Origin of the sequence: Aeromicrobium sp. (assembly GCF_036676885.1) — a bacterium.
GTDB lineage: Bacteria > Actinomycetota > Actinomycetes > Propionibacteriales > Nocardioidaceae > Aeromicrobium.
Genome location: NZ_JAKFCB010000066.1, coordinates 1 through 11348, shown reverse-complemented (window position 1 = coordinate 11348; position 11348 = coordinate 1). Strand labels below are relative to the sequence as shown.

Genomic DNA, 11348 nt, shown 5'->3' with positions numbered 1-11348 from the left:
AGCCCGCCGGCCCGCCGAAGCGAAAGCCCGACATCACGAGCAAGAACGACGAGACGGACAAGGACGGCACCAAGTGAGCGACCTGGCGAAGAAGTTGGAGAAGGAAGGCGACATCGCCGCGGACTTCCTCGAGGGTCTGCTCGACATCGCCGATCTGGATGGTGACATCGACATGGACGTCGACGGCGATCGTGCCGCGGTCGAGATCGTCGGTGGCAACCTGGACCACCTGGTGGGCCGGGACGGCGAGGTGCTGGACGCTCTGCAGGAGCTCACCCGTCTGGCGGTCTACCGCGAGACCGGCGAGCGCAGCCGGCTGATGCTCGACGTCGCGGGCTTCCGTGCCGCCCGGCGTACCGAGCTGGTGGCGATCGCCCAGGAGGCGATCGACAAGGTCCGGGCCGGAGAGCCGTCCGTGGCGCTCGACCCGATGACGCCTTTCGAGCGCAAGGTCGTTCACGATGCTGTCGCGGACAACGGGCTCACGAGCTCGTCCGAGGGCACGGAGCCGCATCGCTATGTCGTCGTCCACACGTCGGCCGAGTCCACCTCGGCCGAGTAGGGTGCGCCGATGACAGGACCCACTTCCGATCCAGGTGGCGCCGACCGCCCGGATGTTTCACGTGAAACACCCCCGTCGCACGCGGCGGGGGTGTTCGCTTCCCGGCTGCCGATCGCCGAGCAGTACGCGCACATCCTGGCGACCGATGGCGTCGTGAAGGGGCTGATCGGTCCGCGCGAGGTCCCCCGCATCTGGGATCGGCACATCATGAACTCGGCGGTCGTCGTGCCACGTGTGCCCCACGGCGCCTCGGTGGCTGACATCGGCACCGGTGCCGGTCTGCCCGGACTGGTCTGGGCGATCGCTCGGCCCGATCTGGCGGTGACCCTGGTCGAGCCGCTGCTGCGCCGCACCCGGTTCCTCGAGGAGGCCGTCAGCGAGCTCGGCCTGGACAACGTCACGGTGCTCCGCTCGCGGGCTGAGGACGTACACGAGACGTACGACGTGGTGACCGCTCGGGCCGTCGCCGCGCTCGACAAGCTGGGGCGGTGGTGTCTGCCGCTCGTGAAGAAGGGCGGCGTGCTGCTGGCCCTCAAGGGCCGAACGGCGCAGGACGAGGTCACCGCCGCCACGGCGACCCTCCACCGGCTCGGCGCGACGACTATCGTGGTGGCGACGTACGCCAACGGCGAGGTGCCGACGACTGTGGTGGAGGTCAGCAAGTGAACGACCCGACGCCCCACCAACCGCATGTTTCACGTGAAACCAACGAGGGGAATCCATGAGCGAGCGCCAGCCAGGCCCCACCACCGCGTCGACCTACCGGGTGCCCGTGCCGTCGCACGACGACTCGACGCCACTGGCCTCTGAGGTCGAGGAGCACATCGCCCTCATCCAGCGCGCCTCAGCGACGCCGCGGTTCGACCCGCCGGCCCAGACCCGGGTGTTCGTGGTCGCCAACCAGAAGGGTGGCGTCGGCAAGACCACCACGACCGTCAACGTCGCGGCTGCGCTGGCGATCAAGGGACTGCGTGTCCTGGTGATCGATCTCGATCCGCAGGGCAACGCGTCGACGGCGCTCAACGTGCCGCACTCCGAGGGGACCCCCGGCGTGTACGAAGCGATCGTCGATGGCACCGACCTCGATGAGCTGATCAAGCCGTGCCCCGACATCGAGGGTCTGACCGTGCTGCCGGCCTCGATCGACCTCGCCGGCGCCGAGATCGAGCTGGTCTCGCTCGTGGCACGTGAATCGCGACTCGACCGCGCCCTGCAGACGTACCTGGCCGACTGCGCCGACGCGGGGGACCGTATCGACTACGTCCTGATCGACTGCCCGCCGTCGCTCGGCCTGCTGACGGTCAACGCGATGGTCGCCGGCCGTGAGGTGCTGATCCCGATCCAGTGCGAGTACTACGCCCTGGAAGGTCTCGGGCAGCTGGTCCGCAACATCGAGCTGATCCGCTCCCACCTCAACCCGAAGCTCGAGATCTCGACGATCCTGCTGACGATGTACGACGCCCGTACCCGGCTCTCCGCAGGCGTGGCCGGCGAAGTACGCAAGCACTTCGATGAGAAGGTCCTCAAGACCGCGATACCGCGATCGGTCCGGATCTCCGAGGCACCGAGCTATCAGCAGTCCGTCATCACGTACGACGGCGCGTCCTCCGGTGCGCTGTCCTATTTCGAGGCCGCGCGCGAGATCGCGATGGCCGGCCAGCAGGAGGCGACAGCATGAGTGAGCGCAGCGAACGAGTCATCAAGGCTGGGTTCTTCCTGGAGGTGACGGCATGAGCACACGACGCGGTCTGGGACGTGGGCTCGAGTCGCTCATCCCGTCGGGCCCGGCCGAGGCGAAGGCTTCGGGTCTTCAGGAGATCGACGGCGTGCGGTTCGCCGAGATCCCGCTCGACCAGATCGTTGCCAACCCCCGGCAGCCCCGGCAGGTCTTCGATGAGGACCACATGGGCGAGCTGGTCCACTCCATCAAGGAGGTCGGCCTGCTCCAGCCCATCGTGGTTCGTGAGGTCGGCAAGGACCGCTACGAGCTCATCATGGGGGAGCGGCGCTGGCGCGCGAGCGGCAAGGCCGGCCTCGATACGATCGGTGCGATCGTCCGCGACACGTCCGACGAGGACCTGCTGCGCGATGCACTGCTGGAGAACCTGCACCGGTCCAACCTCAACCCGCTGGAAGAGGCGTCGGCCTATCAGCAGCTGCTCGAGGACTTCGGCTGCACGCACGAGGAGCTGGCTGACCGGATCGGTCGGTCGCGCCCCCAGATCAGCAACACGCTCCGGCTCCTGAAGCTGTCGCCAGCGGTCCAGCGGCGAGTGGCCGCGGGGGTCCTCTCGGCCGGCCATGCGCGCGCCCTGGTCAGTGTCGCCAACCCCGAGATCCAGGACCGACTCGCGACCCGGGTCGTCGCCGAAGGACTGTCGGTCCGAGCCCTCGAGGAGATCGTGACGGTCGGTCCCGAGTCGACCAAGCGCCCGGCCGTACGCCAGTCGCCGAAGATGTCGGCTCCTCGCCTGGCGGACCTGGCGGCCCGGCTCTCGGAGCGCTACGACACCCGCGTCAAGGTCGACCTGGGCCGGTCCAAGGGCAAGGTCACGGTGGAGTTCGCGACGCTCGAGGACCTCGAGCGGATCGTCGAGATGATGGACCCGAAGAAGAGCTAAAGCAACAAGTCGACAAATAGATAAAGCAATAGACGACGCAAAGAAGAAGCCCCGGTGAGAACATCACCGGGGCTTCCTTCGTGCTGCTGCAGCTGATCAGCTGGCGTGCTCCTCGAGCTCGCTGAGGATCGCGCTCTTGGGACGAACGCCCACGATCGACCGGACGACCTCACCCTTGTAGTAGAGGTTCATGGTCGGCAGTCCGGTGACGCGGTACTGCGCCGGTGTGACCGGGTTGGCGTCGGCGTCCATCTTGACGATGGTCAGCTTCTCGCCCTTCTCCTTGGCGATCTCCTCGAGGATCGGAGCGAGCTGGCGGCACGGGCCGCACCAGCTGGCCCAGAAGTCGACGAGCACGGGGCCGTCGGCCTTCAGGACCTTCTCGTCGAAGTCCGCGTCGGTGACGGGGGTGATGTCTGCCATGGTTCTCCTTCAGGTCTGTTGTCAGTTCAACGTCTGCGCGCGGTGGTTATTCCACGAGGGCGGCGGTGGGGCTGGGTGCGCCGGCGTGCTCGAGGTCGGCGAGGTAACGCTCGGCGTCCAGGGACGCGGCACAGCCGGTGCCGGCGGCGGTCACGGCCTGTCGGTAGGTGTGGTCGACCAGGTCGCCGGCGGCGAACACCCCGGGCAGGTTGGTCGCCGTGGAGCCGGGCTCGACCAGCACGTAGCCCTCGTCGTCGAGCTCGACCTGTCCCTTGAGGAGCTCCGAGCGCGGGTCGTGGCCGATCGCGATGAACAGCCCGGTCGCGTCGATCCGGCGCAGCTCGCCGGTGACCGTGTCGCGCAACGTGATGCCCTCGAGCTGGTCGGTGCCGTGCAGCTCGGCGACCTCGGAGTTCCACTCGACCGCGATCTTGTCGTTGGCGAAGGCCCGGTCCTGCATGATCTTGGACCCACGGAACTGGTCACGGCGGTGCACCATGGTGACCTTGGACGCGAACCGGGTCAGGAACGTCGCCTCCTCCAGCGCGGAGTCACCGCCACCGACGACGACGATGTTCTGCTCGCGGAAGAAGAACCCGTCACACGTCGCACACCACGACACCCCGTGACCGGACAGCCGGTCCTCACCCTCGATGTCGAGCTTGCGGTAACCCGAACCCATCGCCAGCACCACAGCCAGCGCCTTGTAGGTCGTGCCATCGGCCAGCGACACGGTCTTGACGTCACCGGTCAGGTCCACCGCAGTGACGTCATCGGCGACCAGCTCGGCGCCGAAACGCTCGGCCTGGGCACGCAGCTTGTCCATCAGCTCCGGACCCATGATGCCGTCGGGGAAGCCGGGGAAGTTCTCCACATCGGTCGTGGTCATCAGCGCACCACCGGCGGTCACCGACCCCTCGAAGACCAGCGGCTCCAGATTGGCGCGCGCGGCGTACAGCGCCGCGGTGTAACCCGACGGCCCCGAACCGATGATGATGAGATTGCGGACTGAGTCGCTCATGAAAAATGCCTTCTGATCGTGGTACGGGTATCAACGAATACTAGGTGTTGGGCATTCCCGCGCCGGACACCGTCCCGGCGCGTCAGGACCGGCCGCGGATGACGACCTCGCGAATCTCACCGCGGAAGCGGTCGTCCTCGACCTCGGGCACAGAGCGCAGCCAGACGACGACGTAACGCGTGAGGATGCCGGACTCCAACGACACCGTCGCATCGGTGCCGGCGTCGTTGAGGACTGCGACGCGACGCAGGCCGCGAAGCGTTGCGGGAACACGCGTCGTCGTGGACGACGAAGCGTAGATCGAGAAGCTCGTCGGCGCGTCGGCCATACGTACGCGCAACGAGTCGACCTCGCGCGCCCCGCCGAGGTCGAGCACGATGCCGACGCCGTCCTTGAGCCCGCCCAGCTCGGCCGAGCCGAGATAGGTCGAGGTCCGCCAACCCGTCGACAGGTCGTCGTCGATCGCCCGTCGCGCCTGCTCGGGGTTCTCGCCGGTGTCGTCGCCCTGGGGGTCGAAGTCGCCGGCCCGCTGGATCGGCAGGACCCGCAGGGGACTGGTGCGCTCGATCGGATCGGCGCTGTCGTTGGTCGACCGGCCGACGAGGAACGCCAGCACCGTGAGGATCACGAGAGCGCCGATGATGCCGAGCAGGACCAGGCCACGGTCGCCCCTGGCCGCCCGTCGTGCCCGTTCCTTGCCGCGCTCGAGCGTCGTCGGGGGCGCCGGTTCGTACGCCTTGGGGCGACGGCGTGGCGGCTCGAGCCCGGGTGGAGGTCCCTCCGGCACGATCACCGGGTCGAGCCGCAGCAGGTCGGGCGATGACATGCTCGCGAGGCTGGGCTGGTCGTCGTGCAGGTCGTCGTCCTCACCGGAGAGCCGGAGCGTACGGGCGATGTCGGCGGCCTTGCGCAACGGTGTCGCGTGGTTGCGCGGCGGGGTGCCGAGGATGCGATCGCACGTCGTGTCGACGTCGCGCGAGACCCCGGCACGGACCTGGCGGGGCCGGAGCAGCCGGCCGTGCTCGGTCGGCGCGGCGTTGAGGCCGTCGACGTGTGCCCCGGGCCAACGACTCGTCAGGCAGGCGTAGAGGAGCTTGCCGATCGCCTGGACATCGAGCTGCTCGTAGCCCTGGAGGTCGGCGAGGGAGTCCTGCCGGCCGACCGGCGCCAGCGCGGTCGCGACACCGAGGCCGACGACGCGTACGGCACCGGACTGCTTGAGCAGCACCTGGTGGGGCGTCAGCCTGCGGTGGTAGACGCCGTGCTCGTGGGCGTGTGAGAGCGCCTCGGCGACCTCGGCCACGACCGTCGCCGCGCGGCGGTTGGGCAGGGGTGACTGGGCCAGCAGCTGGTCGAGTGGGAAGGCGCGGGCCCATTCACGGACGACGAGGTGGTGGTGCTGCTCGTCCTCGATCAGGTCGAGGACCCTGAGGAAGCGGGGGTCGGTGACACTCGTCGACTCGCGGGCCGCCTGCAGGAAGTGGTCGGCGCGGGGATCGGAGCTCGACAGCATCTCGATGCCGACGTTGCGGTTGAGCACCTGGTCGTGCGCGCGCCACGTCGTGGACCCGAGCTTCTCGCTGACGAGGTCCTGGAGTTCGTAGCGGTGCGCGAGCACATCACCGGAGGCCAGCAGCCGCCTCACGCTCATCGACACCCCTTCTCTTACTACTTTCCATGCTAGTCCGCGAGCGGATAGGAGACAGGCGAATCAGCTGCGGCGTCGCAGGGTGTCGACGACGTACGTCAGCTGCTCCATGCCGAACACACGGGCCGCCGTGACGTACGTGACGGCGCCGGCGAGACCGGCTACGACCGTGGTGATCGCACCGCCGACGGCACGGGCGGGCTCGATGCCCGCGGTGTCGAGGCCGTGGGCGAAGCCGAGGGTGACGAACGCGGCGAGGGCGCACGCCGCGACGAGCCGGACGACGAACACCAGCATCTCCCAATCGAAGACATTACCCACCGCGAACGCCAGCAAGGACGCCGAGAGGATCGAGCCGACGAGGTACGCGATGCCGAAGGACAGCGCGAGCATCATCGCGACACGATCCGGCTCGACGCTGAACGCGAGCTTGTAGGCCAGACCGATGTTCAAGGTCGCGATCACGACCTGGATGAAGAACGGCGTGCGGTTGTCCTCGTTGGCGTAGAAGCCGCGCAGCATCAGGTAGTGCACCGTGAAGGTCACCATCGCGAGCGAGAACGCCTGGATCGTGTGGCCGATCGCGACGGTCTGCCCGCCGAGCGATCCCACGCCACCGGCGATCGCGGTCGCCGGCTGGCCGAGACACAGCAGCGCGACCGCGACCGGGGCGACGATCGACAGGGCGATGCGCACGGTGCGACCGAGCTCGATGCGGAAGCGACGGTAGTGCCGGTCCGCCGCCAGCGCGGCGAGGGTGGGGATCACGGCGGTGGCGAGGGAGACCGTGATGACACCGTGCGGAAGCTGGCTGATGAGGAAACCGAGGCCGTACACCGTGGAGCCGGCCGCCGACTTGCCGTCGATCGCGCCGTCGATCGTCGCGCTGGTGGCGATCTTGTTGATCGTGATGAACGCGACCTGGTTGGCGATGATGAACGCCAGCGTCCAGGCGCCGAGCTTGAGCGTCTTGCCGAGGCCGACACCGCGGAAGTCGAACCGCGGCCGGTAGTGGAAGCCGGCCTTGCGGAGATAGGGCACCAGCACGAGTGCCTGCAGGACGATCGCCGCGGTGGAGCCGAGGCCGAGCACCAACGCCTCCGACGTCGAGAAGCCGTCGACGGCGTTGCTGGCGCCGAACACGAACGCGTACGTCAGGACGACCAGGCAGGCGACGACATTGTTGACGATCGGCGCCCACATCATCGGGCCGAACCGCCCCCGGGCGTTGAGCACCTGTCCCGCCAGGACGAACGCGCCGTAGAAGAAGACCTGCGGCAGGCACAGCAGCATCAGCAGCTGCGCCGACTCACGCTGATGCTCCAGGGCCGGCTCGAAGAGGCTCGGGTCGAACACGACGTGCAGCAGATAGGGCGCGAGGGCGACGAGCACCAGCGTGCCCACCCCGAGGACCAGCAGGCCGAGGGTGATGATCCGGTTGGCGTACGCCGTGCCGCCGTCCTCGTCGTTCTTCATGGCGCGCACGAGCTGCGGGACGAGCACGACGTTGAAGACGCCGCCAGCGAGCAGGATGTAAAGCGAGTTGGGGATCGTGTTGGCGATGTCGAACAGGTCGGCGTTGAGCGAGGTGCCGATCACGATGGCCAGCAGGGCTGCCCTGAGGAATCCCGTGACCCGCGAGACGATCGTGCCGAGCGCCATCCAGGCGCTGGCGCGTGCGATCGTCTGGTCAGTCATCGTCGTCGGCCAGCCGTTCGGGTGCGACCCGCGTACGGAAGCGGCGTCGACTGAATCGGCGTACGAGGGCGGCGAGCACCAGCAGGGCGGCGAGCCCCATGGCGACCCACAGCACGGCGCCGATCTTGCTGGAGCGGACGTTGAACTCGGCGGGCTGACCGATCGCCTTGCCGTCGGTCGACTTCAGGCGCGCCGTGACGGACGTCGTCTTCTGCCGTCCAAGGTCGACGTCGACCGTGAGGGTGCGGCGCTCGCCGGCGCCGATGTCGATGGGCTTGACGTCGGGAATGCTGAGCGCCGGATTGCTGGAGTCCAGGGAGACGCCGACCCGGATCGCCTCGTCGGTGCCGTTGCGGATCGTGATGGGGAAGCCACCCTTGGAGCTCGAGAGGGTGACTGATGGTGGTCCCTCGATCGTGATCTTGCGGAGCTCGGCGCCGGCGTCCTTCGCCAGCCGCTCGGCGATCGCGGTGCCGGTGCCGGGATTCGTGCGCCAGCGGATGCCGAGCACGCTCGCGACGTCCTGGGCGAGGGAGTCGTCGACCGCGTCGCTCTGCGGGATGACCGAGCTCAGTGCGCTGCCCCTGGCGACGATGTTGGCCGCCGCCTGGAGCTGGGCCCGGCCGAGGGGGCGATCCCGCGCGACCGCGACCTTGCCGTCGTACGTCGTCAAGGGGCGGGTCAGGACCGACTCGAGGCTGGTACCGGACGTGAACGGCGCCTCGAACGCCGCGGAGAGGTCTCCCGCGGCCCATTGCGTCCCTGGGTTCCATCTCGGGTCGACCATAGTTATGGCATCTGCGCGCGACTTGGGATCGATCTCGCGCTGCAGGGTCGCCAGGGCGGCCTCGCTGAGGATGCGTTGGCGCAGTGTCACCACGGAGTCCTGGCCGGGCACCCCGGCGTCGAGGACGTCGGTGACGAGGAGAGGCATCGGGCCGGCCGGCGTCGCGTACTGCACGATCGAGCCCTGGCGCCGGTCCCAGTCCGGGAGCGCGCCCGAAGTGACGATCACCGGGCTGTCGCCGGACCCGCGCAGGTCGCGGAGCAGTCGCGTCGTGACGCCCTGCCTGCTGGGCCACGAGGTCTTGCGGCCGAAGAGCTGGAACGTCGTCAGCGCGGAGTCGGTGGCGCGATTGACGGCCTCCTTCAAGGGACCCGCGAGATCAGCGTTCCGGCTCAGCGCGAGCACGTCGGGCCGGTCGAATCCCAGGACCCAGGTGCCTTGCCTCCGGGCGAACGCCAGCAGGTCGTCGAGGAATCGACGGGCCTCGGCCCGCTGCTGCTCGGTGAACTCCACGCCCTTGGGCAGGCGGCGACCGCGCGAGATGTTGTCGACGCCGACGAGCAGGGCCGGGTCGATCAGGGCCGTCGAGGTGTTGGGATCGGTGCTGGCCGCCAGGTCGAGCAGGTTGCGCAGGCGGCCCCCGGCGGAGACGGCCGTGAGCAGGCCCGTCGAGTCGGCGTAGTCACCGTCGAACCCCCGGCGATCGGGCATGAGGAACGGCCAGACGACCGAGGCGGGGATGCGTTGGTGGCCGGCAGCGACGAGCGGCAGGAACGTCGTGGCCCGTGCGATCGCGTCCCCGCTGCGCTCGCCGTCGGTGTCGGTGCCGAGGATCTGCACGCCGACGGGATAGACGCCCTCGGCGCCGCTGATGCCGAGGCTGGCGTGCGGGACCCGGATCCTGAACTGCCGGCTCTCCTTGGGTGCGAGGTCGCCCATGTCGTCGAACGTGCCGGGGTCGATGACCCGTGCGCCGGTGTAGGCCGCACCGTTGTCGATCGCGTCGTCGACCTGCGCTCGCGTCGTGAACGGGACCGTCGGGATCACCAGGTAGGCCTGCACCTTGGTCCACGCGTGCGCGTCGTGGTTCGTGACGGTGCCGGTCATCGTGACGGTGGCGTCGGGTCCGAGCCGGCTGGGGGTGAGTGACTGGATGCTGACCGTGAGATCGGGGTTCTTGTCCGCCGCCTGCGCCGGTGCTCCCGGCGACAACAGGCCGCCGAGGATTGTCACGAGCAGCGCGACAATGACGGGAAGACGACGGCTGCTCACCCGAACATGCTAGGGCGTGCGGTCCCCGAGACTGCCGAACAGGCGCCGCGGCGGCGAATCCCGAGGCCAGTGGGGGCCGATAGAGTATGTCCTCGTGCCCACGTCCACGCTGAACCCGGATCGCCGGGCCAGGATCGAGGCGTCCCTCGACGCCAACCCGTTCCTGGCCGAGCTCGGCGCGCTGTTCGAGGCCGCGGGTCATGAGCTGGCCATCGTCGGCGGTCCCGTACGCGACGCGGTCCTCGGGCGGCCGGGCAACGACTGGGACTTCTCGACCTCGGCGCGGCCCTCCGACATCGAGCGGATCGCCGGTTCGTGGGCCGACGCGATGTGGGACGTCGGCCGCGAGTTCGGCACGATCGGGCTGCGCAAGGGTCAGCACGACCTCGAGATCACGACGTACCGCAGCGATGCGTACGACACCGCCTCCCGCAAGCCGGAGGTGCAGTTCGGCGACACGCTCGAGGGCGACCTGTCCCGCCGCGACTTCGCGGTCAACGCGATGGCGATCCGCCTGCCGTCGGCCGAGTTCGTCGACCTCTTCGGCGGCCAGGACGATCTCGACGACCGGTTGCTGCGTACGCCGGTGACACCCGAGCAGTCCTTCAGCGACGACCCGCTCCGGATGATGCGAGCTGCGCGATTCGTGTCGCAGCTGGGGTTCAGTGCCGCGCCGGACGTCGTGGCCGCGATGACCGACATGGCGGACCGGCTCGAGATCGTCTCGGCGGAGCGAATCCGCGACGAGCTCAACAAACTGATCCTCGGCGCCCACCCCGTCGCCGGACTGCGGGTCCTGGTCGAGACCGGCCTGGCCGCGCAGATGCTCCCCGAGCTGCCCGCGCTGATCCTCGAGCGCGACGAGCACCACCGGCACAAGGACGTCTACGAGCACTCGCTGACGGTGCTCGAGCAGGCGATCGCCCTCGAGGACCGGCTCGAGTCGCCGCCGGACCTGGTGATCCGGCTCGCCGCGCTGCTGCACGACATCGGCAAGCCCAAGACCCGGCGGTTCGTCGAGGGCGGCACCGTGACGTTCCACCACCACGACGTCGTCGGGGCCAAGCTCACCCGCAAGCGGATGCGCGCCCTGCGCTACAGCAACGACCTGATCGATCAGGTCGCGAAGCTCGTCGAGCTGCACCTGCGGTTCCACGGCTACGGCTCCGGCGAGTGGACCGACTCGGCCGTACGCCGTTACGTTCGCGACGCCGGCGACCAGCTCGAACGCCTGCACATCCTGACGCGCGCGGACTCCACGACCCGCAACCAGAAGAAGGCGCTGCGCCTCCAGCGGACGTACGACGAGCTCGAGG

General features: G+C 68.9%; 10 protein-coding genes. 5 read left to right on the top strand and 5 right to left on the bottom strand.

Annotated features, from left to right (window positions below; translation table 11 throughout):
- Positions 1–73 precede the first annotated feature (73 nt).
- The 4 genes from V6M46_RS03730 to V6M46_RS03715 all read left to right on the top strand — a co-directional run bounded on the left by V6M46_RS03730 (position 74) and on the right by V6M46_RS03715 (position 3183).
- Positions 74–562 (top strand): Jag family protein, encoded by a 489-nt coding sequence (locus V6M46_RS03730; protein WP_332662424.1) that lies wholly within the window; start codon positions 74–76, stop codon positions 560–562.
- Positions 563–652: 90 nt separating this feature from the next.
- Positions 653–1228, top strand: a complete 576-nt coding sequence (rsmG, locus tag V6M46_RS03725; RefSeq protein WP_332662423.1) for a 16S rRNA (guanine(527)-N(7))-methyltransferase RsmG — start codon at positions 653–655, stop codon at positions 1226–1228.
- A 55-nt stretch (positions 1229–1283) separates the two neighbouring features.
- A complete protein-coding gene (locus V6M46_RS03720) occupies positions 1284–2240 on the top strand; it encodes a ParA family protein (RefSeq protein ID WP_332662422.1) in 957 nt (318 codons plus the stop codon).
- Positions 2241–2292: 52 nt separating this feature from the next.
- Positions 2293–3183 carry a ParB/RepB/Spo0J family partition protein gene (locus tag V6M46_RS03715; protein ID WP_332662421.1) on the top strand — a complete coding sequence of 297 codons (891 nt, stop codon included), beginning with the start codon at positions 2293–2295 and terminating at the stop codon, positions 3181–3183.
- A gap of 96 nt (positions 3184–3279) precedes the next feature.
- Here V6M46_RS03715 and trxA read toward each other — a convergent pair whose 3' ends face one another.
- The 5 genes from trxA to V6M46_RS03690 form a co-directional block, all read right to left on the bottom strand.
- Complete coding sequence (gene trxA, locus V6M46_RS03710; protein ID WP_332662420.1) at positions 3280–3606, bottom strand: thioredoxin; 327 nt, start codon at positions 3604–3606, stop codon at positions 3280–3282.
- A 46-nt stretch (positions 3607–3652) separates the two neighbouring features.
- Positions 3653–4627 carry a thioredoxin-disulfide reductase gene (trxB, locus tag V6M46_RS03705; protein ID WP_332662419.1) on the bottom strand — a complete coding sequence of 325 codons (975 nt, stop codon included), beginning with the start codon at positions 4625–4627 and terminating at the stop codon, positions 3653–3655.
- 82 nt (positions 4628–4709) lie between these two features.
- Positions 4710–6278, bottom strand: coding sequence for a protein kinase family protein (locus tag V6M46_RS03700; protein ID WP_332662418.1), 1569 nt, complete (start codon positions 6276–6278; stop codon positions 4710–4712).
- Positions 6279–6338: 60 nt separating this feature from the next.
- On the bottom strand, positions 6339–7973 hold the full coding sequence (murJ, locus tag V6M46_RS03695; RefSeq protein ID WP_332662417.1) for a murein biosynthesis integral membrane protein MurJ: 1635 nt from the start codon (positions 7971–7973) through the stop codon (positions 6339–6341).
- Positions 7966–10032: a DUF6049 family protein gene (locus V6M46_RS03690; protein ID WP_332662416.1), complete on the bottom strand. Its 2067-nt coding sequence runs from the start codon at positions 10030–10032 to the stop codon at positions 7966–7968. Before V6M46_RS03690 ends, murJ begins: the two co-directional genes overlap by 8 nt.
- A gap of 94 nt (positions 10033–10126) precedes the next feature.
- On the opposite strand from V6M46_RS03690, the gene V6M46_RS03685 reads away from it, so the two are divergent.
- Positions 10127–11348: CCA tRNA nucleotidyltransferase (locus V6M46_RS03685; RefSeq protein ID WP_442880437.1), on the top strand; the 1222-nt coding region annotated here is incomplete at its 3' end.

What these genes read in the sequence shown, in the direction of transcription:
- murJ (WP_332662417.1), bottom strand. Translation starts at nt 7,973, where the DNA reads ATGACTGACCAGACGATCGCACGCGCCAGCGCCTGGATGGCGCTCGGC.
- V6M46_RS03720 (WP_332662422.1), top strand. Translation starts at nt 1,284, where the DNA reads ATGAGCGAGCGCCAGCCAGGCCCCACCACCGCGTCGACCTACCGGGTG.
- V6M46_RS03715 (WP_332662421.1), top strand. Translation starts at nt 2,293, where the DNA reads ATGAGCACACGACGCGGTCTGGGACGTGGGCTCGAGTCGCTCATCCCG.
- trxA (WP_332662420.1), bottom strand. Translation starts at nt 3,606, where the DNA reads ATGGCAGACATCACCCCCGTCACCGACGCGGACTTCGACGAGAAGGTC.
- V6M46_RS03700 (WP_332662418.1), bottom strand. Translation starts at nt 6,278, where the DNA reads ATGAGCGTGAGGCGGCTGCTGGCCTCCGGTGATGTGCTCGCGCACCGC.
- trxB (WP_332662419.1), bottom strand. Translation starts at nt 4,627, where the DNA reads ATGAGCGACTCAGTCCGCAATCTCATCATCATCGGTTCGGGGCCGTCG.